Source organism: Mesorhizobium cantuariense, from assembly GCF_042647205.1.
GTDB lineage: Bacteria > Pseudomonadota > Alphaproteobacteria > Rhizobiales > Rhizobiaceae > Mesorhizobium > Mesorhizobium cantuariense.
In genome coordinates this window covers 678,360-702,251 of the sequence record NZ_JBHRVD010000001.1, presented here as the reverse complement: position 1 = coordinate 702,251, position 23,892 = coordinate 678,360, and the positions used below count along the sequence as shown (strand labels likewise).

Annotated in this window: 22 protein-coding genes and 5 pseudogenes; 10 read left to right on the top strand and 17 right to left on the bottom strand. The window is 60.2% G+C overall.

Annotation, left to right across the window (positions count from 1 at the left end):
- Window positions 1-104: 104 nt before the first annotated feature.
- Both ACFOJ9_RS03330 and ACFOJ9_RS03325 read right to left on the bottom strand, forming a co-directional pair.
- Window positions 105-734, bottom strand: a complete 630-nt coding sequence (locus ACFOJ9_RS03330; RefSeq protein ID WP_378926223.1) for a DUF6088 family protein — start codon at window positions 732-734, stop codon at window positions 105-107.
- A 348-nt stretch (window positions 735-1,082) separates the two neighbouring features.
- Window positions 1,083-1,441, bottom strand: a pseudogene (locus tag ACFOJ9_RS03325) (IS5/IS1182 family transposase); the annotation flags it as partial.
- A 177-nt stretch (window positions 1,442-1,618) separates the two neighbouring features.
- Here ACFOJ9_RS03325 and ACFOJ9_RS03320 point away from each other — a divergent pair.
- Window positions 1,619-2,410, top strand: coding sequence for a type IV toxin-antitoxin system AbiEi family antitoxin (locus ACFOJ9_RS03320; RefSeq protein WP_095090283.1), 792 nt, complete (start codon window positions 1,619-1,621; stop codon window positions 2,408-2,410).
- Entirely contained in the window at window positions 2,397-3,314 is a 918-nt protein-coding gene (locus ACFOJ9_RS03315; protein WP_095090284.1) for a nucleotidyl transferase AbiEii/AbiGii toxin family protein, read from the top strand. Before ACFOJ9_RS03320 ends, ACFOJ9_RS03315 begins: the two co-directional genes overlap by 14 nt.
- Window positions 3,315-3,882: 568 nt before the next feature.
- Here ACFOJ9_RS03315 and groL read toward each other — a convergent pair.
- On the bottom strand, window positions 3,883-5,547 hold the full coding sequence (gene groL, locus ACFOJ9_RS03310) for a chaperonin GroEL (protein ID WP_378976972.1): 1,665 nt from the start codon (window positions 5,545-5,547) through the stop codon (window positions 3,883-3,885).
- Window positions 5,548-5,615: 68 nt separating this feature from the next.
- Complete coding sequence (groES, locus tag ACFOJ9_RS03305) at window positions 5,616-5,912, bottom strand: co-chaperone GroES (RefSeq protein ID WP_006203049.1); 297 nt, start codon at window positions 5,910-5,912, stop codon at window positions 5,616-5,618.
- Window positions 5,913-7,072: 1,160 nt separating this feature from the next.
- Here groES and ACFOJ9_RS03300 point away from each other — a divergent pair.
- Both ACFOJ9_RS03300 and ACFOJ9_RS03295 read left to right on the top strand, forming a co-directional pair.
- A pseudogene (locus tag ACFOJ9_RS03300) lies at window positions 7,073-7,471 on the top strand (MucR family transcriptional regulator); the annotation flags it as partial.
- 524 nt (window positions 7,472-7,995) lie between these two features.
- Complete coding sequence (locus ACFOJ9_RS03295) at window positions 7,996-8,181, top strand: hypothetical protein (RefSeq protein ID WP_095090288.1); 186 nt, start codon at window positions 7,996-7,998, stop codon at window positions 8,179-8,181.
- Between the two features lie 397 nt (window positions 8,182-8,578).
- Here the strand turns inward: ACFOJ9_RS03295 and ACFOJ9_RS03290 are convergent, their stop codons facing one another.
- Both ACFOJ9_RS03290 and ACFOJ9_RS03285 read right to left on the bottom strand, forming a co-directional pair.
- Window positions 8,579-8,791: a cold-shock protein gene (locus tag ACFOJ9_RS03290; RefSeq protein WP_095090289.1), complete on the bottom strand. Its 213-nt coding sequence runs from the start codon at window positions 8,789-8,791 to the stop codon at window positions 8,579-8,581.
- Window positions 8,792-9,452: 661 nt separating this feature from the next.
- The gene (locus ACFOJ9_RS03285) at window positions 9,453-10,793 is read right to left on the bottom strand and encodes an IS701 family transposase (protein ID WP_378925689.1); all 1,341 of its coding nucleotides are present in this window, start codon (window positions 10,791-10,793) and stop codon (window positions 9,453-9,455) included.
- Between the two features lie 169 nt (window positions 10,794-10,962).
- On the opposite strand from ACFOJ9_RS03285, the gene ACFOJ9_RS03280 reads away from it, so the two are divergent.
- Both ACFOJ9_RS03280 and ACFOJ9_RS03275 read left to right on the top strand, forming a co-directional pair.
- Window positions 10,963-12,054 (top strand): IS5 family transposase, encoded by a 1,092-nt coding sequence (locus ACFOJ9_RS03280; protein WP_378924344.1) that lies wholly within the window; start codon window positions 10,963-10,965, stop codon window positions 12,052-12,054.
- Window positions 12,051-12,395, top strand: a complete 345-nt coding sequence (locus ACFOJ9_RS03275) for a hypothetical protein (RefSeq protein ID WP_095081501.1) — start codon at window positions 12,051-12,053, stop codon at window positions 12,393-12,395. The genes ACFOJ9_RS03280 and ACFOJ9_RS03275 overlap by 4 nt, the downstream gene beginning before the upstream one ends.
- A gap of 92 nt (window positions 12,396-12,487) precedes the next feature.
- On the opposite strand, the gene ACFOJ9_RS03270 is transcribed toward ACFOJ9_RS03275, so the two are convergent.
- From ACFOJ9_RS03270 to ACFOJ9_RS03240, 7 genes are all read right to left on the bottom strand, one after another.
- Entirely contained in the window at window positions 12,488-13,828 is a 1,341-nt protein-coding gene (locus ACFOJ9_RS03270) for an IS701 family transposase (RefSeq protein ID WP_378925689.1), read from the bottom strand.
- Between the two features lie 96 nt (window positions 13,829-13,924).
- A complete protein-coding gene (locus tag ACFOJ9_RS03265) occupies window positions 13,925-14,383 on the bottom strand; it encodes a phasin (protein ID WP_095090290.1) in 459 nt (152 codons plus the stop codon).
- Window positions 14,384-14,670: 287 nt separating this feature from the next.
- Window positions 14,671-14,919 (bottom strand): DUF982 domain-containing protein, encoded by a 249-nt coding sequence (locus ACFOJ9_RS03260; RefSeq protein ID WP_095090291.1) that lies wholly within the window; start codon window positions 14,917-14,919, stop codon window positions 14,671-14,673.
- A 364-nt stretch (window positions 14,920-15,283) separates the two neighbouring features.
- Window positions 15,284-15,466, bottom strand: a complete 183-nt coding sequence (locus ACFOJ9_RS03255; RefSeq protein WP_378976969.1) for a glyoxalase superfamily protein — start codon at window positions 15,464-15,466, stop codon at window positions 15,284-15,286.
- A gap of 225 nt (window positions 15,467-15,691) precedes the next feature.
- On the bottom strand, window positions 15,692-17,338 hold the full coding sequence (locus ACFOJ9_RS03250) for an MFS transporter (protein ID WP_095090523.1): 1,647 nt from the start codon (window positions 17,336-17,338) through the stop codon (window positions 15,692-15,694).
- A 363-nt stretch (window positions 17,339-17,701) separates the two neighbouring features.
- The gene (locus ACFOJ9_RS03245; RefSeq protein WP_143748889.1) at window positions 17,702-17,899 is read right to left on the bottom strand and encodes a hypothetical protein; all 198 of its coding nucleotides are present in this window, start codon (window positions 17,897-17,899) and stop codon (window positions 17,702-17,704) included.
- 64 nt (window positions 17,900-17,963) lie between these two features.
- Window positions 17,964-18,266 (bottom strand): DUF982 domain-containing protein, encoded by a 303-nt coding sequence (locus ACFOJ9_RS03240; protein ID WP_095090292.1) that lies wholly within the window; start codon window positions 18,264-18,266, stop codon window positions 17,964-17,966.
- A gap of 271 nt (window positions 18,267-18,537) precedes the next feature.
- Between ACFOJ9_RS03240 and ACFOJ9_RS03235 the strand changes: the two genes are divergently transcribed.
- Both ACFOJ9_RS03235 and ACFOJ9_RS03230 read left to right on the top strand, forming a co-directional pair.
- Window positions 18,538-18,774, top strand: coding sequence for a type II toxin-antitoxin system Phd/YefM family antitoxin (locus ACFOJ9_RS03235; RefSeq protein WP_095090524.1), 237 nt, complete (start codon window positions 18,538-18,540; stop codon window positions 18,772-18,774).
- Between the two features lie 122 nt (window positions 18,775-18,896).
- On the top strand, window positions 18,897-19,196 hold the full coding sequence (locus tag ACFOJ9_RS03230) for a PIN domain-containing protein (protein ID WP_378976967.1): 300 nt from the start codon (window positions 18,897-18,899) through the stop codon (window positions 19,194-19,196).
- Between the two features lie 497 nt (window positions 19,197-19,693).
- Here the strand turns inward: ACFOJ9_RS03230 and panC are convergent.
- Window positions 19,694-20,449 (bottom strand): annotated as a pseudogene (panC, locus tag ACFOJ9_RS03225) (pantoate--beta-alanine ligase); the annotation flags it as partial.
- A gap of 87 nt (window positions 20,450-20,536) precedes the next feature.
- On the opposite strand from panC, the gene ACFOJ9_RS03220 reads away from it, so the two are divergent.
- Window positions 20,537-21,483, top strand: a protein-coding gene (locus ACFOJ9_RS03220) for an IS630 family transposase (RefSeq protein ID WP_417568608.1) whose coding sequence is annotated in 2 segments (ribosomal slippage) — window positions 20,537-20,878 and window positions 20,881-21,483 — 945 coding nt in all. Because the reading frame shifts where the segments join, the coding sequence is not laid out codon by codon here.
- A 17-nt stretch (window positions 21,484-21,500) separates the two neighbouring features.
- Here the strand turns inward: ACFOJ9_RS03220 and ACFOJ9_RS03215 are convergent.
- Window positions 21,501-21,647 (bottom strand): annotated as a pseudogene (locus tag ACFOJ9_RS03215) (pantoate--beta-alanine ligase); the annotation flags it as partial.
- Window positions 21,644-22,491, bottom strand: a pseudogene (gene panB / locus ACFOJ9_RS03210) (3-methyl-2-oxobutanoate hydroxymethyltransferase). The pseudogenes ACFOJ9_RS03215 and panB, both read right to left, overlap by 4 nt.
- A gap of 411 nt (window positions 22,492-22,902) precedes the next feature.
- Between panB and ACFOJ9_RS03205 the strand changes: the two are divergent.
- Window positions 22,903-23,370, top strand: coding sequence for a MucR family transcriptional regulator (locus ACFOJ9_RS03205; protein WP_095090294.1), 468 nt, complete (start codon window positions 22,903-22,905; stop codon window positions 23,368-23,370).
- A 170-nt stretch (window positions 23,371-23,540) separates the two neighbouring features.
- Here the strand turns inward: ACFOJ9_RS03205 and ACFOJ9_RS03200 are convergent, their stop codons facing one another.
- Entirely contained in the window at window positions 23,541-23,753 is a 213-nt protein-coding gene (locus ACFOJ9_RS03200) for a cold-shock protein (protein WP_095081581.1), read from the bottom strand.
- Between the last annotated feature and the right edge of the window lie 139 nt (window positions 23,754-23,892).

The following is a 23,892-nucleotide window of genomic DNA, read 5'->3' as shown; positions in this document are numbered from 1 at the left end:
AGCAGACCCAGAAGTCCTTCTCGATGATCGTGTTGGCGACGCCGCGCCCGGCACCAGTTTCGCCAAAAAGCGCTGCCCGATCACTCGGCGGTAGAAGGGCGACCTTATCCATTCGCTGCGTTCGACGCTGTGTTGCCGATCGAGATCAGTGTCGGACGCATCCAGGCGGGAGCCTGAACTGCGTTGGACGCGAGTAGCCTCTTGTCGCTGGCCGACAGCCGGCGCGCGGCGAGCTGAGCCACATCGGCGGCCCGCACCGGCCCGACGTGGCGAAGTGCTTGGACGACTGTTCCGGCAGGACTGCCCGGTGCGATCAGATGCTTGGGCGAAGCGTGACGCAAATCGACCACGCGCTTACCCAGCACGATCCGGCGCGAGGGCCCGTCCGTCAAATAAAGGCTCTTTGCGGGAACCTGCGTCGAGAGGCCGAGCGCATTGGCGGCGTGCGCGCCGGCGATCTGCGCCTTTGAACCAGTCTCCCGCGCGAGCGCACGCGCGACATCGTCGGGAGCCGGTGAAAGCTGGCCCAGCTTCGGATGGACCTTCGGATAGTCATAGAGGCCACGCGCCAGGCGGCGCAGCTTTCCACTCTTGACCAAGCGGGAGAGGGCCTGATCGAGAGCAGCGCGCCCCGCGACGTCGAGGAAGTCGCTGGGCGTGAAAACACCGCCACGCCCGCCGGCGCGGGCGCGGCGCATGACCCGATCGGGAACTGATGTCATGGCCGTTTTCATGCGTCAGAAAATAGGCTATCTTTTTCTGACATTCAAGATGCAAAACGTGCGAAAGGGGCAGAAAGGGTGTCCCGACAACCCCCACGTGGCTTGCGAATGCCGTCGCGGACCTCATCCTCCGTGAGAACTTGTCCATCGCCCTGAGCTTGCACTGAATTCCAACATGATGCGACGGATCGCCATAGCGTACGCCAAACAGATCAACACCATTCCGCCGCTGGCCGCGCCTGCCGTTCCTCGGAACGTTGGGATCGCCGAGCAAGCTTCGCCATAGCGCGACAGAGGTAAAATTGATTGTAATTATGGTCGTCATTCACTCCCCTGATAGGTTCAGACGGGTTTCAGGGCCTAGATCCAGGGCCCGGACTCATAACCAAGGCCGACGATCGCAGCGGTGCAGACCGCCGCTGGGTAATTTGACGGCAAGAGGCTCGCATCGTATCGCAATGAGCCGGCAGAACATGCGTTCGACGGCGTTTCGGTCGTGGTAGAGGACAGGCGAGAGGCAGTTCTGCCATCGCCGGCCGCCTTTGGCGCGATGGCCGCGGGGCTTCGATCAGGCGGCGGGTCGCGTCCGAATCATAACGCTTGTCGGCCTGCAGGATCCGGGTGTGTGGCAGACGTTTCAGTGGCTGGGCTCCCCTCCAATCAGCGACCTGGCCGCCGATGAGCTTTAAGGCGGTGGAACGACAGGCCGGTCGCGTCAATAGGTCGTCTCCGTCTTTGCTGGATCGCATCATGTTCAAAGGTCGGCATTTCCTCCTCCAGATGCGTTTTGCCCTGGTGGTTTGAATATTGCGCCTTTATGCCTACCGTTGATGGGTCGAAAATACGAACCTCCGAACTTGCCTGGCGGTTTGGACTCGTGTTATTTTCCCCTACCAATGATAGGTCGAAAAAACGAAAAAATAAACCAGCTTCATCGCCTGCTCCCCGAGGGGCTAGTGGTCGATACTGCTTGGCTGGATGAATACGGCTACCGTCGGCAGTGGCGTGAAAAATACGTGGCGCAGGGTTGGCTCGAAGGTGTCGTCCGCGGCGTCTATCAGCGACCGATCGGCAACGTCGAGCAGACCATGGCCTGGCAGCGCGTGATGATCTCGCTCCAGCGACTTCTCGACAAAGCCGTGCATGTCGGCGGCCGCAGCGCCCTCGAACTGCAGGGCCTGACCCACTACCACCGCTTTTCGGGCAAGCCTAAAATCCACCTCTATGCCTATGGCAGCCTGCCTGGCTGGGTCCAGCGGATACAGACCGACGCTCAGTTCGTCGAACACAAGGCAGACAAGCTCTTCGATGCCGACGCACCTGGAAGGACGCGCATTGTATGGGGACATTGGGGATGGGAGCTCGATGTCTCCGCGCCGGAGCGAGCACTTTGCGAGCTTCTTGACCTTCTCCCATTCCGGGAGACCTTCCATCAAGCGGACGTTCTAATGGAGTCGGTTCGCACTCTGAGCCCGAAGCGGGTTCAGGCAGTGCTGGAAGCATGCGGCTCCGTGAAGGTGAAGAGACTGTTTCTCTGGTTCGCCGAGCGGCACGCCCATCCGTGGTTCGGCCGGCTCGATCTCAAACGTATCGACCTTGGTCGTGGCAAGCGCCAGATCGTGGTCGGGGGTCGGCTGGACAGCAAGTATCAGATCACTGTGCCGGAGACACTCGATGCCGGCGTCTGAGGCTTACCGCGCGCAAGTCAGCCTCCTCGTTCGGGTCCTGCCACTCGTTGCTGAGGAGGCTGTCTTTGCATTGAAGGGTGGCACGGCCATTAATCTCTTCGTCAGAAACCTTCCGCGCCTGTCGGTCGATATCGATCTGGCCTATCTGCCGGTCGAGGATCGCGCGACTTCCCTCGCCAATATCGACGCTGCGATACGACGCATTGCTGCTCGAATAGGGAAGAATGTGCCGCGTAGCCGCACCCAGGTAGTGCCGCTGCACAGTGATGGCGCTGCCACAAAGGTGCTGATTGCCTCCGACAGTGTACAGATCAAGATCGAGGTGACGCCTGTCATTCGTGGCTGCGTTTACGCGCCCGAAACGCGGGCGGTTTGCGACCGAGTTGAAGAGCTCTTCGGCTATGCCGAGGTGCCTGTTGTGTCCTTCCCGGACCTCTATGCCGGCAAGATAGTCGCGGCCTTGGATCGGCAGCATCCGCGAGATCTGTTTGACGTCAGGGATCTGCTCGCGAATGAGGGCGTGTCCGATGAGCTGCGGCGCGCCTTCATTGTGTACATGCTGAGCCACAACAGGCCGCTGGCGGAGGTTTTGGCGCCGACGCGCAAAGACCTGCGCCGGGAGTTTGACGCTGGATTTGCTGGCATGACGGAAGAGCCCGTGACCCTGGAAGCGTTGTACGATGCTCGTGAAGCTCTAATCGCCGAGGTCGTTGGCAAGATGCCTGCCGAGCACCGGCGTCTTCTCCTATCCTTCAAGGCCGGCGAACCTGACTGGAGCTTGTTTGGTGTGCCCGGAGCCGCGGAACTGCCGGCAGTGCGCTGGAAGGTCGACAACTTGGCCAAACTTTCCAAGGGCCGGCGCGAAAAGCTGCTATCAGATCTCGAGCGGGCGCTCGCGAAATGACAGAAGTGGGATGCGTAGGGACGTCGAAGTGAACGGAGCGGGGCGAGGGCGACGACATGGAATTGTGCTCCGCAGTGGTTGGTTCGCAGACTGCGGAGCTGGCCATGTGGAGTGCCAGGGGTCGGCGCTTCAGAACAGGGCGGAGCTGAGAGGTTAGGCCATGGCCCGTCTCTTCGTCGGTGTTACGGACAAGGTCTGGTTCGATCAGTTGAGGCGCCTTGGAGCGCGGTCGCGTGGGCAGAAATCCTGCATGAAGGAAATCCGCTCTCGGTTTCGTCATTCACGGCGTGTTCGGCGCATTTCGTCACGCTTCGGTGCCAGCTGGCGCTGGCTGACAGGGGCGCTCGACGCAAGCATCGCGCGGCATGGGCCTTGCAGAACGAAAAAGGGCGGCATCGCTGCCGCCCTTTTTCGTATCTGAAGGCTGAATGGGTTCGATTAGAAATCCAGGCTGCCCCTCAAACCCGCTTGCGGGTTGAGCATTGTCAGTTGATGGCGTGCTTTATGGAGTTCTCATTGCGAATGATCTTATCCGAAAAGTCTGCAACTTTTCGGGAACATTCGTCAATTAGAAGTCCATGCCACCCATGCCACCCATGCCGCCCATGCCGCCGCCGCCCATGCCGCCAGGCATGCCGCCGCCAGCCGACTCCTTCTTCGGAGCCTCCGCGATCATGGCTTCGGTGGTGACGAGCAGGCCGGCGACCGAGGCCGCGTCCTGGAGAGCGGTGCGCACGACCTTCATCGGATCGACGATACCCATGGCGATCATGTCGCCGTATTCGCTGGTCTGGGCGTTGTAGCCGAAGGTCGCGTCCTTGTTCTCGAGGATCTTGCCGGCAACGATCGAGGCTTCAGCTCCGGCGTTGGCCGCGATCTGGCGGGCCGGAGCCTGCAGCGCACGGCGCACGATGGCGATGCCAGCGGTCTGGTCGGAGTTGGCGCCGACCGCCTTGATGCTCAGCGAAGCGCGCAGCAGGGCGACGCCGCCGCCAGCAACGATGCCTTCTTCCACGGCCGCGCGGGTCGCGTTGAGGGCGTCATCGACGCGGTCCTTCTTTTCCTTGACTTCGACTTCCGTCGCACCGCCGACGCGGATCACCGCAACGCCGCCCGCGAGCTTCGCGAGACGTTCCTGCAGCTTCTCCTTGTCGTAGTCCGAGGTGGTCTCCTCGATCTGCTGCTTGATCTGGGCGACGCGGCCCTGGATCTCGGCCTTCTTGCCGGCACCGTCGACGATGGTGGTGTTCTCCTTGGAGATCGACACCTTCTTGGCGCGGCCGAGCATGTTGAGGCCGACGTTCTCGAGCTTGATGCCGAGGTCTTCCGAGATGACCTGGCCACCGGTGAGGATGGCGATGTCTTCCAGCATGGCCTTGCGGCGATCACCGAAGCCCGGCGCCTTGACGGCGGCGATCTTCAGGCCGCCACGCAGCTTGTTGACGACCAGCGTGGCCAGGGCCTCGCCTTCGACGTCTTCCGAAATGATGACCAGCGGCTTCGAGGTCTGCACGACGGCTTCGAGAACCGGCAGCATGGCCTGAAGGTTGGACAGCTTCTTCTCGTGCAGCAGGATGTAGGCGTCTTCCAGATCCGCAACCATCTTTTCGGCGTTGGTGACGAAGTAGGGCGAGAGATAGCCGCGGTCGAACTGCATGCCTTCGACGACTTCGAGTTCGGTCTCGGCGGTCTTGGCTTCCTCGACGGTGATGACGCCCTCGTTGCCGACCTTCTGCATCGCTTCGGCGATCATCTTGCCGACCGACTCGTCGCCATTGCCGGCGATGGTGCCGACCTGGGCGACTTCCTCGGAGGTCTTGATCTTCTTGGCGTTCTTGGTGAGGTGGGCGACGACTTCGGTGACGGCGAGATCGATGCCGCGCTTCAGGTCCATCGGGTTCATGCCGGCGGCAACCGCCTTGTGGCCTTCCTGGACGATCGACTGCGCCAGAACGGTCGCGGTCGTGGTGCCGTCGCCGGCGATGTCGTTGGTCTTCGAAGCAACTTCGCGGACCATCTGCGCGCCCATGTTTTCGAACTTGTCCTCGAGCTCGATTTCCTTGGCGACGGTGACGCCGTCCTTGGTGATGCGCGGGGCGCCGAACGACTTGTCGATGACGACGTTGCGGCCCTTGGGGCCGAGCGTGACCTTCACCGCGTCGGCGAGGATGTTGACGCCGCGCAGCATGCGCTCGCGGGCATCACGGGAGAATTTTACGTCCTTGGCAGCCATGTTTAGCTCCTGGCAGGGGCTCGCAGAGAGCCCGAAGATGAAGATTCAGGTGAAAGAGAGGCCGATATTCAGCCGATGATGCCCATGATGTCGGATTCCTTCATGATCAGAAGGTCTTCGCCATTGAGCTTGACTTCAGTGCCCGACCACTTGCCGAACAGGATGCGGTCGCCAGCCTTGACGTCCAGGGGCACGAGCTTGCCGGCTTCGTCGCGGGCGCCGGAACCGACGGCGATGATCTCGCCTTCCTGCGGCTTTTCCTTCGCCGTATCCGGGATGATGATCCCGCCGGCGGTCTTGGATTCGGATTCGACCCGGCGAACGACCACGCGGTCATGAAGCGGGCGGAACTTCGACTTTGCCATTTTTTCTTCCTCGATGAGAACGGTGAGAACTGTCCCTCTATCCGGCGAAGCCGGACAAACCAGTACGCCCGGCGGTTCCGGACATTAGTTAGCACTCATCAATGGCGAGTGCTAACACCGCGGGGGATAGGCTCCTGGCATAGGAGAGTCAAGACGCTCGTGAGGCGATTGCAGACAGCCGGTATGATGATTTGGCCGGCTGTCCTATTGCCGCCGAGGCGACCGCAGCGCCCAGCAGTGGCCATCGTTCGGCGAGCCCGTAGCTGCCGGTCAGCTCAAGACCGAGATCACTGAGATCACTGAAAGGTCTTGGCGTCACAGATCGGTCGAAAAACGGCGCTTCTGCGAAGCAGTAAACCGCCCCGGCGGCTTGGCAGCCCCATGACTGAAATGGGGTGCGGGCGGAACGCACTACTCAGCCGCCCGGATCGATGATGCGAAAACAGGCCTAATATTCCGTAAACAGGAAGGCTGGCGACGCACCGATTGCAATTGCGCTGACGTGGGGTAAGCTTGGCCCGTCCTGGATCGTCAATCCCATTGCAGATTCGGGCACTCCCGATTTTGCCGCCTTCGGGCGGCCCTTTTGTTTCATGTAAGCTATTGCCGCCGCGATCCGAACCGCGACAGCGGGTGCGGCCCGATGGGTTCGCCGCCAACCGCGTCGATCAATCATATTCAGGGACCGGCTCGGCCGTAGCAGTCCCCGCAATCGGCGAGCGGCTGGGTAGCGCCGACATGGCGGGACGCCATCAGACAGGCCCCGTCTTGATGGGCGCCAATTGTAATGCTGGTCCGCACGATGGAACACCAGCTTCGCTGTCGCGTGTAGCTAACCGCTGGCGCTGATATTACTCTAGTGAAGTGGAGATGTTGCTTCCGTTGGATCCGGAGACGTTTCGGGCCGTATTGGCCGAACGGCGAGCCGCGCGAATCACCTGATTGGTAGATTACCCTGGGGAAATGCAGCGACGCTTGCCGGTGTTCCGAAAGTCCCGTCGGCAAATCCACTATGTGGAATCCTGCAGTCACCGCTGACGCGTTGAGTTACGGATGAACATGCTATTTTCCCGTTGATTGTGTTTGGAAGTTAGAAAGATGAATGTTTCGAAAGGAGAACCTGCTTTGGCTGAGGACATGACTAACATGCTCGGGCTGAAACAACTGACATTGTTTCCGCTTACGTCAGCAAGAACGCGCCGCCGATTTCCTCTCTGCCGGATCTTATTCACAGCGTGAATCAATCGCTGTCGAAACTCGGACAGCCCGCCGAACCCGAGAAGCCGGCGCAGGCTCCCGCAGTCAACCCGAAGCGGTCGGTGTTCCCGGACCACATCATTTGCCTGGAGGACGGGAAGAAGTTCAAATCGCTGAAGCGCCATCTAAACGTCCATTATGGGCTGACACCGGACGAATACCGATCCAAATGGGGCCTGCCCGCCGACTATCCGATGGTCGCCCCGAACTCTTCGGCCTCGCGATCGCAATTGGCGAAAGCGAGCGGTCTCGGCCGCAAGGTTGCTGCGAAGGCGCCTGACAAGCGAAAGGCACGAGCTTAGAAGAAGGCAACTGTCGCCTTTCAATATCGGGCGATGGCCCGGCACGATGCTCAGGCTCCATCGCCAACTTGTGCTTGCGGCGTTGTCGCTACTGCTTGCGCAGCCGGCGCTCGCGAAAACTTGGTGCCATCCGATTGACAACACCGCCCGGATCCTTGCGTCGCCAAGCCCGAATGACATTCACAGGGATTGGCGGGACGAAAATCACATAGGCATGTCGTTGGCATTGGCGCCGCGCCGCAAAGTGACGGCAGAGCGCGTTGTTTATATCGAGGGAGATCTTTTTTACCACGAAGCGGCCTTGTGAATAAAAAAGTCAATGTCCTCCAAAAGGAATGGCAATGTGATTGGCGGCTCTCGCCGGGCGCTCCGCATTCGCGGATATACACACCGGGCAATAGGGTCGCGGCACCTGAGCCACCGGACCTTGCTGGGTATGTCTCCTGAGCACTTCCCAATGCCCGGGACAGTTGCCTTTGCCGATAAGCGAAGTATCGTTGCGCCGCGAATCGGCTGGAGGATCAATGCGCAAGCAGACAAAACCGTTCATCATCGAGGTCAAACCCTCACGGAAGCCGAAATCCGGCCCACGGAAGACGTCGATCTGGGGGCAGTTGGACTTGAGGACCGAGGACGATCCGCCGGCTGGAGCGGCGCCACAAAAGGTGCCAGCCGCCATCGAGGATAGTGCTGCGGCCGGGGGCCGCTGACCCAAACGAACTGCTGCGCGCCTATGTGGAATCAATGACAAGGAGCCGTCGGCAGCAGACTGCTGGCGACGGCCGACGGTGTGAGTGTCAGCCTGTAGGCGCTGTGCGAGTCTCGGTGGCGCGGGGCCAGATAGCTGCGGGCCGCCTCTCCGAACTTTTCGCCGGTATTCTCACCACGGGCATCAGCTTGTCGGCGTGTGGGATAAACCACCAGGCTTTGGATGAGGCAGGTGGCGAACGGCGGCTTCAGACGCACCTTCCGGCCGGTATTTTGAGAAAGGCGGGAAACACCCCGCCTTTCCTTGCAAATTGTCTGGCTTGGCCTGTAATTCGTGAAGGCTGAGAAAAAGCTGCCCTGGCCTCTGGCTCCGTCACGTTTGCCCGGCGCGCAAGACAGTCAGCCTGCCTTGCTCAGACTGCCAGCTGAAGACTTGCCGGTGCGGCGGTCCTGCTCGATTTCATATTTGATCTTCTGACCATCGACGAGGGTCGAAAGACCGGCACGCTCGACAGCCGAAATGTGGACGAACACGTCCTGACCGCCGCCATCGGGCTGGATGAAGCCGAAGCCCTTGGTGCTGTTGAACCACTTCACGGTTCCAGTCGCCATCTTCTTATTCCTTCATAACAACTGCAGAATGGCCTGGCCAAAAAGCCAGGCCGGTTTACATTGCGCCAGGAGATAACGCAGCAAAATCGCCAAATCGCAAGGCCTTTGACCACTTGGCCGAAGAAGAAACAGGGCTCGGACTCTCTTGGGCACAGACAAGATCCACCTTGTCCCTGGTCTACGCTCTGGGACGGCCGTTCGGCGCCGCCTCGACAAGGAGCTGGTGTGCCGACCAGGTCGTCGATGTGGGTCACGGTCGACGAGGCCGCGGCCTTGCCACCCGATCCGGCCACGAGCGGACCTCGGGCGCTTGATGACCGTCGCGACTGTTTCGGTGTCCCGCCGGCAGATGAGCACATCGCGCCGTCGAGTTCCGGCGCTGGACGTTGCCGGTCCAGGCGAGCGACTGTTTGGCAAGTCCCGGTTGCGGGGGGAGTGGTCGACCATGATGGACCACCATTCCAAATCGGGCTCCGGCCAGAAACCCGCGTTGCACGACAGGCCCCTGACCGGCAAATGACGGGTAGCCTGAAATCGAGGAGTGCTCCCGCATTGATTGGATCATCTAGTCTTACTGCGTCATAAATTTGGATATTTCGGCTTCGACTGAGCGCAGCAGGGACATCGCATCAATCTGCGGGCAAGTGCGACGGTCAGTTTTCTATGCAGCGTCGCGATCGAATTTGAGGTGTGCCGTTCGGGGCGAATGGGCGGGCTCGCTGGATCGTGAACCGCGGGGAATAGGAGGTTTTTCGCTGCTTTTGGAACGGGCGATTGCTGAGGGGGGAATCGTCTCCCGTTCGGAGAGGAGAAACCCGTAAGCCGCGATGCAAAGACTGGCGTGATGATGGAATCCGCGCCAACCTCGACCCTCGTAGTGGCCAAGGCCCAGTTCCTGCTTGAGCTCGCGATAATCCCGTTCAATCCGCCACCTTAGCTTGGTCGTGGCAACAAGATCACGCAGCGCGGTCGTTTCCGGCAGGGTCGAAAGCCAGTATTTGAGCGGCTCTTTGTCACCTTCGGGCCATTCGACAAGCAACCATTCTTCGGCGTGCGGATGTCCGAGATTATAGTCTCTGGACGCGACACGAAGACGAACAGCGGTAAAGCGCGACGCAAGATCGGTATTGCTGCCCTCCCGCCATATGACGGTCTGCCACGCGTCTATCGGCAGACTTTCCGCAAGCGCCTTGGCTGAAAGAGGTTGATGATCCGCGCTTCGTTGCATCAGCGACGGCGGCCGACCCTTTCCGCTCCAGGTCTTGGGCGGTAGCGGTCCTTCGCCTGGGCGCCAAACACTGAGCGTCGGCTGGACACCCACGACATAGCTGAGGCCCAGCTCGGTCAATCCTCGGCGGAACCCGCCGTCTGCGCCGTAACCGGCGTCGGCAAGGATCACGCCCGCCGGCATCTGCGTCTCTAGCGCCGCACGTACTTGTTCAAGCGCGATCTGTGGCTTGGTTTGAAATAGGATCTCGTCCGGGATCTTCGCCTTCTTCCGGCGCTCTGGATCATTTGCCCAGATCTCAGGTAGATAAAGCTGCCAGGCAACCGGTAAGCTGGCCCCCTCATTCGCAATCGAAAGACTGACGGCAACCTGGCAATTGTCCTGCTTGCCGAGCTGGCCGCAATATTGGCGTGCGACACCGACGGAATGCTTCCCCTTCTTTGGAAAGCCAGTGTCGTCGACAATCCAGGCGGTGATCGCACCGCCACGCTCGATCATGCGCGGCAAGGCCCAATCACGAACGCGCGCCAGCAGTGCGTCATCCGACCAAGGCGCTTGTCCCACGAAATGCAAAAGCGATTGATGCTTGGCCGAAACACGTGATGGCGCCGTAACGGCGGCCAGGGGCTCCACGCTTTTGCGCGCCACCGGCATCATCAAACCCGTACAATAATCCCGCAGCGGCTCTGCCCGATCGGCATGGCCTATGACCTCGACCAGTGCTTCCAAATACCCATCAAACGCGGCTGCTTCGCAACCGTCCTCGCTGACCATGGCGCCCATCCATCGCTGTGAATCGCCAACCTATCACAACCAGGTCGCCTACGAATCCCCCTCCGCGCGCTTTCGTGACTCAGTAAGACTAGCAGGCTGTTGAAAAAGCCTCTCGCGGCCGGATTGGGATCGTGATTCACTGTCACCGAAGGAACTCGGAGACTGAATCGTGCGCGGTGGCGACAATCGAACTGGCGAACTGTTCAGCTATGTGGACCTCGAGGCGCGGGTTCGGCGGGATCATCCGCTTCGGACGATCCGTGCGATCGTGAACGAGGCACTGTCGGCGCTGGAGCGAGAATTCGCGGCGCTGTATTCGCCGATCGGGCGACCATCGATCCCGCCGGAGAAGTTGCTTCGGGCTATGCTGCTACAGGCGTTCTATTCGATCCGTTCGGAGCGTCTGCTGATGGAGCGGCTGGAATACGATCTTCTATTCCGCTGGTTCGTCGGCATCGGTGTTGACGACGCGGCGTGGGACCATTCGGTGTTCTCGAAGAACCGCGACCGGCTGCTCGAAGGCGATATCGCGGCGAAGTTTCTGAACGCGGTCTTGGCACGGCCCAAGGTGAAGAAGCTTCTCTCCACGGATCACTTCTCAGTCGATGGCACGCTGATCGAGGCTTGGGCCTCGATCAAGAGCTTCAAGCCGAAAGACGGCCCGGATGAGCCGCCGTCGGGTGGCGGCGGGCGCAATGAGGAGGCGGACTTCCACGGCCAGAAGCGGTCGAACGAGACGCATGCCTCGACGACCGATCCCGATGCGAGGCTCTACCGCAAGGGCAAAGGCAAGGAAGCCAAGCTCAGCTTCATGGGGCATGGGTTGATGGAGAACCGCCATGGTTTGCTGGTCGATGCCTGCCTGACGCCGGCTGACGGGCATGCCGAACGGGTGGCGGCGCTGCACATGATCGAGCCGCATGCCGACCGGCCGCGAGCAATCACGCTCGGTGGCGACAAGGGCTATGATGCGCAGGACTTCATCAACGAACTGCGCTCGATGAAGGTGACCCCGCACGTGGCGCAAAACACGAACGGGCGCCGTTCCTCTATCGATCGCCGCACGACCCGGCACGGCGGCTACGCCGTCAGCCAGCGCATCCGCAAACGGATCGAAGAGGCGTTCGGCTGGATAAAGGTCGTCGCAGGTCAGCAGAAGACGAAGTACCGTGGCCGAGATCGCGTCGGATGGGCCTTCATCTTCGCTGCAGCCGCCTACAATCTGGTGCGGTTGCCAAAGCTGCTGGCGGCGCCGACATGACCGCGCCTGCTGGCTGCCAATTGATCGGCCGCTGGCGCATCGTCGAGGCCGATCTGTGGGATCGCGGCTATCTCAACCTCGGCGGACCCGCCACGATCACCATCAGGGCTGACAATAGTGGTGAGATCGCCTTTGGCGCTCTGCAAGCCGGCCTCGATCTGAGCTACAGCCCCTCGACGGTCTGCTTCACGTGGGCCGGCTTCGACGAAATGGACGAAGCCACAGGTGATGGCTCCGCCGAACTGCTCGACGACGGCTCCATCGAGATCGCATTCGCCTATCACAATGGCGATGAGGCCATCCTCAAAGCCAAGCGCGACACTTCTTCAACAGCCTGCTAGTCTTACTGCGTCATAAATTTGGATATTTCGGCTTCGACTGAGCGCAGCAGGGACATCGCATCAATCTGCGGGCAAGTGCGACGGTCAGTTTTCTATGCAGCGTCGCGATCGAATTTGAGGTGTGCCGTTCGGGGCGAATGGGCGGGCTCGCTGGATCGTGAACCGCGGGGAATAGGAGGTTTTTCGCTGCTTTTGGAACGGGCGATTGCTGAGGGGGGAATCGTCTCCCGTTCGGAGAGGAGAAACCCGTAAGCCGCGATGCAAAGACTGGCGTGATGATGGAATCCGCGCCAACCTCGACCCTCGTAGTGGCCAAGGCCCAGTTCCTGCTTGAGCTCGCGATAATCCCGTTCAATCCGCCACCTTAGCTTGGTCGTGGCAACAAGATCACGCAGCGCGGTCGTTTCCGGCAGGGTCGAAAGCCAGTATTTGAGCGGCTCTTTGTCACCTTCGGGCCATTCGACAAGCAACCATTCTTCGGCGTGCGGATGTCCGAGATTATAGTCTCTGGACGCGACACGAAGACGAACAGCGGTAAAGCGCGACGCAAGATCGGTATTGCTGCCCTCCCGCCATATGACGGTCTGCCACGCGTCTATCGGCAGACTTTCCGCAAGCGCCTTGGCTGAAAGAGGTTGATGATCCGCGCTTCGTTGCATCAGCGACGGCGGCCGACCCTTTCCGCTCCAGGTCTTGGGCGGTAGCGGTCCTTCGCCTGGGCGCCAAACACTGAGCGTCGGCTGGACACCCACGACATAGCTGAGGCCCAGCTCGGTCAATCCTCGGCGGAACCCGCCGTCTGCGCCGTAACCGGCGTCGGCAAGGATCACGCCCGCCGGCATCTGCGTCTCTAGCGCCGCACGTACTTGTTCAAGCGCGATCTGTGGCTTGGTTTGAAATAGGATCTCGTCCGGGATCTTCGCCTTCTTCCGGCGCTCTGGATCATTTGCCCAGATCTCAGGTAGATAAAGCTGCCAGGCAACCGGTAAGCTGGCCCCCTCATTCGCAATCGAAAGACTGACGGCAACCTGGCAATTGTCCTGCTTGCCGAGCTGGCCGCAATATTGGCGTGCGACACCGACGGAATGCTTCCCCTTCTTTGGAAAGCCAGTGTCGTCGACAATCCAGGCGGTGATCGCACCGCCACGCTCGATCATGCGCGGCAAGGCCCAATCACGAACGCGCGCCAGCAGTGCGTCATCCGACCAAGGCGCTTGTCCCACGAAATGCAAAAGCGATTGATGCTTGGCCGAAACACGTGATGGCGCCGTAACGGCGGCCAGGGGCTCCACGCTTTTGCGCGCCACCGGCATCATCAAACCCGTACAATAATCCCGCAGCGGCTCTGCCCGATCGGCATGGCCTATGACCTCGACCAGTGCTTCCAAATACCCATCAAACGCGGCTGCTTCGCAACCGTCCTCGCTGACCATGGCGCCCATCCATCGCTGTGAATCGCCAACCTATCACAACCAGGTCGCCTACGAATCCCCCTCCGCGCGCTTTCGTGACTCAGTAAGACTAGAAAACTAGGCGGCCTCGAGGCCCTTCAGGGCCTTCGCGAAGGCGTCCTTGACCGGCTTGGAAACGTCGGCCGCCGCCCTGGCGGTGAGCGCCTGGATGTCCTTGACTTGCTCGACACCCATTTCAAGGCGCTTGCGCAGAAAGATCCTGTGCAATTCAAAAACTTCGGACAGCGACTTCACACGGACCAGAGCCTCAAGGTGCGAGAAGTCAGCTTCGGCGTTCGCGCGCAATGCCGCGATCATCTTCAGCGACAACTCGTTGCCGGCCGACTTCGCGGTTTCGGCGCTCGACTCGAGCGCCTTCTGGGTCTCTTCAGCGCCTTTGAATTTTTGAAGCACCTCGTTCGTTTGCTCCATACCCTTGTCAGCGACGGCGCGAAGTTGATCGGTAGCCTTGTCGGGATTGAATGCCGCAAATTCGGTGGCTTCGGTTGCGCTGGACTTGTCAGTGGGTTTGGACATTTCTTGAACCTCCGCTTGAAGATGGTTTCCCGCCCGCGACAGCACATTGGGGCTGATGTGTGACAGTGGTATGTGCACTGCACCAATCTGGTGCGGCGTGCCGGCTCGGCCGCTGCAGATCGGCTTCGCGCGGACGTGCCAGTGATCAAATGGGTTACGGGTAATGACGTGCCGTCATGGCGCGTGCCGACCTTCCCTTTGCCGAGAACGGTTTCAGATCGGACCGTCGCCGGCCTCGAATTTCTCGGGCGCTCTCCGGGCCCCCGCTCGATCCATGATCGAGATTGCTAGACAAGCAGGCCTTCCTCTCTGGCGGCTGCCTTGAAGGCGATGCGGGCATCGGCAGGCGTCAGCTCTCCGGCCAAGGCGGACAAACAGACGCGTACGGCCTCGTTCCATCTGGGACCGTGCTTGGTCCACTGGAGCAGCTGATCGGCTGCATCTTCGACGCTGCTGCACTCGTAGCGAATACCTGGGGTGCTGGTATTTATCACGACAGGTGGCGAAAACCTATGAAGGGACACCGGGGGCGTCATTCATGTAGATCGAAAATAACGAACGCGGCGAGAAACATGGGTCTCCAAGACGATGCGGCCAGACCCACTAAGGGCCTGCCTCATGTTCAGGCGGATACGCATACGGCACTGATTTCGCGGCCTCCCGAGGCCGTCGTGCTGACCGAGCCAGGTTCTTTCGGGAAAAATGGGCCGCCCCGAAGTGGCTCAGTTTCACGACGAGGGTTAGCGCCGCAAACAGAGATCGTCCGATCCCCAAGCCGCATGTCGACGGCCATCAGCTCACTTCGTCTCTTTAGAAAATGCGCATTGGTTTGCACTGCTCCGAATGCGGCTTGATAGAACGACGCAGCTCCCTGCTGCCCACCATGCTCCACAAAAATCGTCAGTGAGAGTGATATCCCAACACCGCAAACCGACTTTTGAGAACGTTCCCGTCTGAAATGCCATGCTGCTGAGGGACTACTTCATGGGCATTCGCTGCCGACAAATCGATCTGCCGCATGGCCAAAGCTTTTCGCAATGCTTTGGCCATGGACTGGGAACGCCGGAGAGCATCATGGTTCATCCCTTCTGTAGTCAGTGTCAGTGCTCGCGTTGCTGACGGCCACCCACGAGGGTCAAACCGTAAGGATTGTGCATTCACCATTCCAGGAGGAGCGAGCGGCAGGCTGCACAGCCTGCCAAGGCAATAGCTAGATCGTGACGTAGATCAACAACTGCTCGCGTCAATTGCGAATCAGGTTTCCCAAAAACTGCGAGAGTGCCCGCCGAGCGCCGTTTCAAACGTCAGCTACGGGCGCGATACAAAGGGCACAGGCTGAACTTCGCTGCCAGAGGCAGGGCTTGTCGACCGTTCGATCGAAAGTGCGAGATGAGGAGAAGACCCATCAGCCTGCAGAGCGGCTAGGCGCTCGGCTACCTCCCTGTCAGCCAAAGTCAGGCGATGATTTAGACGAAGGTAATCCGTCCATGTCGGAGTGCGGAATGTCTCAGTCCAAAGAGTCGGATTCTGAAGATTTCGCTGCAGCGTCCAATTGCGCGCACCGGCACGGGTCTGAACGCGCCGCCTTTCGCGCATGCAGCGCAGAAACGCCTCGATATTAGGTTCGGGGATCGAGTACTCCACCTTGACCACGATTGGACCGCTCCTCGGCCGGAGAGTAAGGGCCAGTTCTGGTGGGATGAAGTCGGCAGCCCCTTGATCCGATTCTTCCCATAGTCGTATCGGCAATACCTTTCCCGCTGCTGCAACCAGCAACAGTGCCACTGCAGCACCTTCCAAAGCCCACGTCAGGGAATAGTTCTGCGCGACAGCTCCCCAGATCCAGCTGCCGGCTGCCATACCGCCGTAGGTCAAAGCGTAATAGATCGACAGAGTGCGACCAACGACCCACCTTGGGCTTGCCAACTGCACACACACGTCGGTTCCGGTCCAGGTGACGACCCAGCCTGCGCCACCGATTGCAAGCGCGATCGCCGCCACCGTCACGGATGATGTGACGGCCAGCAAAAGGCAACACGTTGCGCAGGCAACGGACGCCAGCGTGACCAATCGCTCTTGGGTCGCAATGCGTCTCAAGTAACCATTGCTAATGCCTGCGACAAAGGCACCTGTGCCGAAGCCGGCCAACAGGACGCCGTAAACAAGTGGCCCACCCGCCAGCTGATCGCGGACGAGGAGGGGAAGGAGAGCAAGGATCGAGATGCTAGACAGCCCGAACAGGGTTGCACGCACAATCGCCACTCTGATCTCCGAGGAGATCGCGGTGAAGCGCATGCCATCATGAATGGCGGTCGCCATGCGCTCGCGCGGAAGAGGCGAAGAGCGAACCTGCCACTTGGTGCGCAGGACAGCGCTCAACGGGACCAGGTCGCTCAGCGCCGCCAATGCAAATGCTGCCAGCGGGCCAAGGAAGGCCAAAATAACACCGCCCAGTGCGGGACCTACGCTTCGGACAATATTATATCCCACCGACATCAGTGTCACCGCAGCGGGTATCTCGCGCTTTTCCAGGATATCACCGACGGAGGCGTGCCAGGCTGGATCATTCAAGGCAAAGCCGCATCCGGCCAGAAAACCCAATCCGAGGATCAACCACGGACTGACAAAGCCCAGACCGACAGCGAGAGCCAGCGTCGTGGACGCCAGTGCGATCAGGCAATGTCCGGCAAGCATCACCCCGCGGCGGCTAAAACTGTCTGCAATGGCTCCAGCAAGGATCGACAAGAAGAAGGCGGGCAGTGTAGATGCAGCCTGAACGAGTGCCACCATCAGGTCGGAGGCTGAAATCGTCGCCATGAGCCAGCCGATAGCCACGCTCTGGACGAGCCAGCCGAGGCTGGAAATCTGCGTGGCTGTCCAGATCGAGCGAAAGACCGGGTTCTGAAGAGGCATCAGTGTGGTTGCCGCAAAGGGCGGGGAATCTTCACGCCGCATGACTATCTCACCTCCACCAAGTCGTTCTTCGCTCACCTGCCGACAGCTGGGCGCTTCGCGCACAGCTGCGTCACAACCAAGCTCCGTCATCGCGCTCTCAACACAGGAGATGTCGCATCACCATGCTGATGCGCGATAAGTCCAGTTGGGTGTAAGCCGGTCGAGGTCGCGCAGCCCGATGGATGCGGTCAGTTCTGCCCTGCGACTCTCAGCTTTGGATGGTGCTAGCGCCCCGATGGCCGGCTTGTCAAACGGCCGCAGGCTGGCAGCGCCCATCGGCTGGATCCGCAGCAAGAACGGAAACCGCCTGCTGCTACGGGCGAGCCGCTTTCACCCCTTGGGACCGGACAAGGCCAGTGAGGTTCAAGGAGCAGCGTCTCGGTCGCTCAGCGCCTTCTTGATCTCTTTCAGCGTGCCGGCCCCGCTTTCGAACAGCGCCATGATCTTCGCGGCCAAGGCCTCGCGTTCGGGGCTGTCCGGCGGGAAATGGCCGCCTAGCTCCGCGAGGGCCTTGCTGAGCATTGCCAATTGCTCTGGACGAGCAAAACTGTTATGCGGCATGGCGAACCTCCCTCAACGCGCCTCTAGCCATCCACGAAGTCCCAGCAGCAGAAGTGGCCAAAACCTATGCTTGCACCTTTCCGGTGCCCGACTTGCAGGCGGCGAGCCACTGCATCGCGGAAGTTTCATCCTCCAATATGGCGACCCGTTTCGCAAAGCCAAAAAAGGCGTTGCGGGCAGCACTCACAGGCTTTCGCCCATCATAGGCATCATAGCACGTCCTAAGGGCGATCTCGTGGACTCCGTCCCTGCGATCGTCTGGCCATTCAGTGAGGAAATCGATGGCGTCCGCGAGGTCCGCAATCTCTTGTACGATGTATGTGTCACGTTTCACGAACAGCGGGGTGCCGAAAGCCTCAGCGTTCATTCTTTCCTCCCGATCTGCTGAACAGCTAATTTGTGCGAACAGATGCATCACCGGAACCCGCTCACGATAGCTGAATGTGTTGTCAAGGCGATGACGGTTCAACACGAAAGCGGCGGCTTGCGGAGTTGTGATCGAGAAGTCCGCAGGTGCAATTCGACGAATCTTACATGAGGCTGCGGAATCACGTCTGTGACCCGACGGTGCAGGGTTCGTTTGACGACGTGCTCTTGCACATATATTCTGGCCACATGGTCATTTTATGGAGACGCCGATGAAAAGCATCACCGTAGTGGAGGCGAAATCCCGCTTCTCAGCTTTGCTGGCGGAAGTCGAAGCTGGCGAAGAAATCGCCGTCACCAGGCACGGCAAGGTGATCGCGCGCCTTGTTCCCGACCATCCCCGCGTGGCGGCCGACGCCTTTCGTGATTTTTGGGCAGACGCCGATGAAATCGATCTGGTCGCGCCTGACGACAAGCAGGCTGAACATGAGACTTCGTTGGACGGTTAGATTGTGACGTCACTCTACCTTCTCGACACGAATATCCTGATAGCGGCTATGAAAGGTCGAATCGAGGTGCGTGGACGATTGGAGTCCGAGCAACTGAGCGCCATGCGGCTCTCTGCCATTGTGTGCTGGGCGAACTAGAATTCGGCGCCGAGAACAGCGCTTATGGCGACCGCAACCGCGCTCGCTTGGCCGCGCTGGCTCAACGGCTCCCGTTTGTCGGAGTCGACTACGACACAACGCGACATTATGCGAAGGTTCGAGCATTTCTGGAGCTTCAAGGAACGCCAATTGGGGCCAACGATACATGGATTGCCGCGCAAGCGTTGGCGATCGACGCCACGCCGGTCGCAGACAATGAGCGCGAGTTTTCCCTCGTGCCTGGACTGGCACTCGAAAACTGGTTGGAACATGGGCAACCGTGACCTTGTCTATCCTAGGAAACCCGACTGCAGTGACGGTTCGGGCCTCACTCACCTGCCAAGCCAATATCCGCCGGGTCGGGAACCGCCGCCTCGAAAATCTCAAGATAGCTCTTACGTCTCTGGGCTCTTGTGGAGGCGCGCTTGCGAACCTTCCCGCCGATAATTTCCTTTAGCTTCTCGGCCGTTGGCTAAGCGCCGTTCATTTTTGGCGAAACGCTTGGCGATGATCCGGGTAACCGTGGAATGGCCCAAACCGCTTCGCAATAGTTTCGCAATAGCGAGGTCGCTCGACCAATTCGGAATGATCCGGCATTGTTGGTGACGTAGCCGGTGAACTCGGTGAAATAGCCCGTGATGGGAACATGGACCAGCGAGGCGCTTCGAATGGGGCCGGAAACTGCGTACGCCACCGCCGGAAACATCCGTGCTATCGGGGTGGCAAGCTCACCCGCGCAGGGAGTCGAGGGTTTTGAGGCAGACTTGGATGCGTCAGAGACTTAAGCGGCTGCAGGTGAAGCAAACCTTTTGGAAGTGCTTTGCTTTGGCCGGACGCACACATTGTCAACGAGCCGGATGTCCCCCAGCCATGCGGCCACGAGGATGCGTGTCGATCTGTCCGCGGCGTCGAGCGGCGCGAGGTCATCGTCGGCCCGCAGTTCAAGATACTCGACTTCTTTGTAGCCGGCCGCCAGGATTGCCTGCCGCGCCTCAATGAGTACGTCGTCGGCTGTCGCCCCTGTCGCCAGCCGCTCGGCCAACGCGAACAGGATTTCCGCGAGGCTCGGCGCCGCCTGTCGCTGTACGGACGAGAGGCGAAGGTTGCGCCACGACATTGCCAGACCGTCGGCTTCGCGCACCGTCGGGCAAGCGACGATCTCGATCGGAATATCGAGATCGCGCGTCAGCCGGCGCACGACGTGCAACTGCTGGAAGTCCTTCTCTCCGAAGAAGGCCAGATCGGCGCCCGTCTGCAGAAAGAGCTTGGCTACGACAGTTGCCACGCCGTCGAAATGGCCGGGACGGTACGCACCGCACAACCCATCGCTCACCCCGCTCACCGAGACCGCGGTGGCGAAACCTTCCGGATACATTTCAGATGCATCGGGTGCGTAGAGCATATGGGCACCCAGCGGCGCGAGCTTGGCAGCGTCCTCGTGCTCCGTTCGTGGATAGGCGGCAAGGTCAGCCTCATTGTTGAACTGTCTCGGGTTGATGAAGAGTGTCACGATCACCCGATCCACGCGCTCTAGAGCGGTTTTCCCTTAATCGGAGTCGTTTGTTTGCAGTGAACGGCTTGTTCTGATTCCCTGATGGAAGTGATTTGCGGAAGGAGCAGCGGCATGGCACGAGCTTACAGCCTGGATTTGCGGACGCGTGTTATCGAGGCGATAGAGGCAGGCCTGTCGACCCGAGAAGCGGCACGGCGGTTTGCGATCGGGATATCGACGTCTGGTGCATGGTATCGGGCCTGGCGTTCGAGCGGCAATCTGGAACCTGGGCGGCAGGGCAAGCCGAAGGTATCGAAGCTGGACGCGCACGAGACTTTCATTCTCGCCTTGGTCGAGACCGATGAGCGGGACATCACGCTTGCCGAGATCGTCGATCGCCTTGCGGCAGAGCGCGGGGTCAAAGCCAGCCTGACGACGGTCCATGCGTTCTTCGCAAAGCGTGGCATCACGTACAAAAAAAGACAGCGCACGCGGCCGAACAGCAGCGACCGGATGTTTTGGCAGCGCGGGAAGAGTGGTTCGAAGGCCAACTCGATCTCGATCCGAGCCGCCTGATCTTCATCGACGAAAGTGGCCTCAATACCAAGATGGCCCGGCTACGAGGCCGCTCTGCGCGTGGACAGCGTTGCCGGGCGGCTGTTCCTCATGGGCACTGGAAATCCACGACCTTCACGGCCGGCCTGCGCCTCGACGGGATCGTCGCGCCCTGGCTCCTGGACGGCGCCATGGATGGCGAAGCATTCCTGGTCTACTTGCGCCGCGTCCTCGTGCCGACGCTTCAACCCGACGATGTCGTCGTGATGGACAACCTGCCTGCTCATAAAGTGGTCGGTGTCCGCGAAATCATCGAGGCTGCGGGGGCTTCCCTTCGCTATCTTCCGCCCTACTCCCCGGACTTTAACCCCATTGAGATGGCCTTCGCCAAGCTGAAGGCTTTACTGCGAAAGGCAGCAGCCCGGTCCATCCCGGAATTATGGGACGCCGTGGCCGTCGCCATCGATCGTTTCCACCCCAAAGAATGCGAAAACCTGTTCGCCCACGCCGGCTACGATGCCTAACCGTGATTATCCAGAAACTGCTCTAGCGCCGCCCGCACCAGGCTGAGATGGCCTTCATCCAGCGCGCCCATCGTCGGCACGACGGCAACCTTGAGGCCTTCGCGACGCCAGGCTGAAACAATGCTGCGCAATTCCGCGACGGTCCGGACGATCGGTATGCTCACGCTGCCTCTCCTCCTTTGACGGTCTTCGGCGCATCGCCGAAGACATGCTCGGCCGCAGGAAAATGGCGCTCGCGTATATCCTGCGCATAAGCCGCGATCGCCGCTTCGGCAATTTGTCCGAGCTCTGCGTAACGCTTGACGAATTTCGGGCGGAAGTCGCCGAACAGGCCAAGCATGTCGTCGACCACCAGGATCTGCCCGTCGCACGCCGGCGAGGCGCCGATTCCGATCGTCGGGACGGCCACCTCTTCGGTGATCCGCCGGGCGAGCGGCTCAAGGCACCTTTTCCAGAACGACCGAAAAAGCACCGGCCTGCGCCACTGCCTTGGCATCGCGCCGGATGCGCTCACCGTCCTCGCCCCAGCCCTGCACAGGATAGCCGCCGAAAGTATTGACCGCCTGCGGGGTCAGGCCGACATGGGCCATGACCGGTACGCCACGCGCGGCGAGAAAATGGATCGTCTGCGCCATTGCCTCGCCACCCTCGATCTTGATGGCCGCACAACCGGTCTCGGCCATCACCCGGGCTGCGTTTCGGAAAGCCTGCCCGGGACCTTCCTCATACGAGCCGAACGGCATGTCGACGACCATGAGCGCACGCTTGAGGCCACGCCGCACCGCCTTGCCGTGCAGGATCATCATGTCGAGCGTCACGCCGAGAGTCGAAGGCAGGCCGTGGAGCACCATGCCGACGCTGTCGCCCACCAGCACAACATCGCAGTGCGGATCGATGAACCGGGCGACCGGGGTCGTGTAGGCTGTCAGGCAGACGAGCGGAGCCTGGCCTTTACAGCAAGCGAATGTCCGGCGGCGTGATCGCCTTGGTCTCAGCAGATATGCTCAAGCGAAGCCTCCTTCCCTAGCGTTATCCATCGCGGGTGTCGCCTTTGGCATATTTTTGTGCAACTGCGAAGAGCAAAACGGCTACCTCTCGGGATTGGCGCCGAAAGGCATGCCCACGGACCATCGGTGCAGTCCCAGCCCCGACTGCACCCTTGCCAGGCGCATTCATTCAGCTCCAGCGCAACGATCAAGTTGGATGATAGGCGATCCCGCACTATGGCGGTACTTTCGCCGACAACCGCAGTGCCGATCAGCTTCGCCATCAACGTGATATGGGCGGGAAGCGTTGCTACCAACCGCGGTGCAGGACGAGCATCGCAATAGTCTTGCCTGGGCTTTATTGCTTTCCGCGGCAACCGCCACTATGTAGCGACGCTTCCCCGACTGTCTTTCAAGCCATCTGGAGAGTTTCATGACGGAAGAAGCCAAAAACAACATCGACACTCTCATCGAGCTCACCGCCGATGTCGTCTCAGCGTATGTGTCCAACAATCCGGTCCCGGTAGCTGATCTCCCTGCCCTGATCAGCCAGGTCTACGCGGCACTCAAAGGCACTGCCGGCGCCAGCGTTTCCGCAGAAGAAGCGGAGGCTCTCAAGCCTGCGGTATCGATCAGGAAGTCGGTGACACCGGACTACATCATCTGCCTTGAGGACGGCAAGAAATTCAAATCGCTGAAGCGCCATCTGTCGACCCATTATGGGCTGACGCCGGACGACTATCGCGCCAAATGGGGTCTGTCGGCGGATTATCCCATGGTCGCGCCGAATTACGCCGCAACGCGTTCGGCGTTGGCCAAGACGATGGGGCTCGGCCGCAAACCGAAAGAGCCGGAAACGCCGGCGCCAACGAAGCGGACCCGCAAGAAGGTCGCAGCTTGATTTCAGAAATCGAGGTTTTTCTGGAGCGCGCAAGCTGCCATCGGCACCATCTGCATCTGCCCGGAATGTGAAAAGGCGGGGTCCAGCCCCGCCTTCCCTTTCAAACAGCTTTGGCTTCCCAGCCTGGATGCACCTTGTCCATCGGCTGTTGCCAGGACGCTGGAGAAGATTCAGCCAGCTTTGCTGAGGCTGCCAGCAGAGGACTTGCCAGTGCGGCGGTCCTGTTCGATTTCATAGTTGATCTTCTGGCCATCGGCGAGGGTCGAGAGCCCCGCTCGCTCAACGGCGGAAATGTGAACGAAAACATCCTGACCGCCATTGTCAGGCTGGATAAATCCAAATCCCTTACTGCTGTTGAACCACTTCACGGTTCCAGTCGCCATATGCGTGTTCCTTTGTAACAATTGCAACGTGGGCAGGCCGTCCGGCCAGTCCCGATTCATAACCGAACTTTGGAGTTGGGCGCAGCAAAAAACGAAAAATTGCAAGGCCCGGTAGATCGGCGGCCGGCAGCTCGCTCAC

Excerpts from the sequence above, each read along its gene's own strand:
- ACFOJ9_RS03330 (WP_378926223.1), bottom strand. The coding sequence starts at position 734 with ATGAAAACGGCCATGACATCAGTTCCCGATCGGGTCATGCGCCGCGCC.
- ACFOJ9_RS03320 (WP_095090283.1), top strand. The coding sequence starts at position 1,619 with ATGATAGGTCGAAAAAACGAAAAAATAAACCAGCTTCATCGCCTGCTC.
- ACFOJ9_RS03315 (WP_095090284.1), top strand. The coding sequence starts at position 2,397 with ATGCCGGCGTCTGAGGCTTACCGCGCGCAAGTCAGCCTCCTCGTTCGG.
- groL (WP_378976972.1), bottom strand. The coding sequence starts at position 5,547 with ATGGCTGCCAAGGACGTAAAATTCTCCCGTGATGCCCGCGAGCGCATG.
- groES (WP_006203049.1), bottom strand. The coding sequence starts at position 5,912 with ATGGCAAAGTCGAAGTTCCGCCCGCTTCATGACCGCGTGGTCGTTCGC.
- ACFOJ9_RS03295 (WP_095090288.1), top strand. The coding sequence starts at position 7,996 with ATGCGCAAGCAGACAAAACCGTTCATCATCGAGGTCAAACCCTCACGG.
- ACFOJ9_RS03290 (WP_095090289.1), bottom strand. The coding sequence starts at position 8,791 with ATGGCGACTGGAACCGTGAAGTGGTTCAACAGCACCAAGGGCTTCGGC.
- ACFOJ9_RS03285 (WP_378925689.1), bottom strand. The coding sequence starts at position 10,793 with ATGGTCAGCGAGGACGGTTGCGAAGCAGCCGCGTTTGATGGGTATTTG.
- ACFOJ9_RS03275 (WP_095081501.1), top strand. The coding sequence starts at position 12,051 with ATGACCGCGCCTGCTGGCTGCCAATTGATCGGCCGCTGGCGCATCGTC.
- ACFOJ9_RS03270 (WP_378925689.1), bottom strand. The coding sequence starts at position 13,828 with ATGGTCAGCGAGGACGGTTGCGAAGCAGCCGCGTTTGATGGGTATTTG.
- ACFOJ9_RS03265 (WP_095090290.1), bottom strand. The coding sequence starts at position 14,383 with ATGTCCAAACCCACTGACAAGTCCAGCGCAACCGAAGCCACCGAATTT.
- ACFOJ9_RS03260 (WP_095090291.1), bottom strand. The coding sequence starts at position 14,919 with ATGACGCCCCCGGTGTCCCTTCATAGGTTTTCGCCACCTGTCGTGATA.
- ACFOJ9_RS03255 (WP_378976969.1), bottom strand. The coding sequence starts at position 15,466 with ATGAACCATGATGCTCTCCGGCGTTCCCAGTCCATGGCCAAAGCATTG.
- ACFOJ9_RS03250 (WP_095090523.1), bottom strand. The coding sequence starts at position 17,338 with ATGCGGCGTGAAGATTCCCCGCCCTTTGCGGCAACCACACTGATGCCT.
- ACFOJ9_RS03245 (WP_143748889.1), bottom strand. The coding sequence starts at position 17,899 with ATGCCGCATAACAGTTTTGCTCGTCCAGAGCAATTGGCAATGCTCAGC.
- ACFOJ9_RS03240 (WP_095090292.1), bottom strand. The coding sequence starts at position 18,266 with ATGAACGCTGAGGCTTTCGGCACCCCGCTGTTCGTGAAACGTGACACA.
- ACFOJ9_RS03235 (WP_095090524.1), top strand. The coding sequence starts at position 18,538 with ATGAAAAGCATCACCGTAGTGGAGGCGAAATCCCGCTTCTCAGCTTTG.
- ACFOJ9_RS03205 (WP_095090294.1), top strand. The coding sequence starts at position 22,903 with ATGACGGAAGAAGCCAAAAACAACATCGACACTCTCATCGAGCTCACC.
- ACFOJ9_RS03200 (WP_095081581.1), bottom strand. The coding sequence starts at position 23,753 with ATGGCGACTGGAACCGTGAAGTGGTTCAACAGCAGTAAGGGATTTGGA.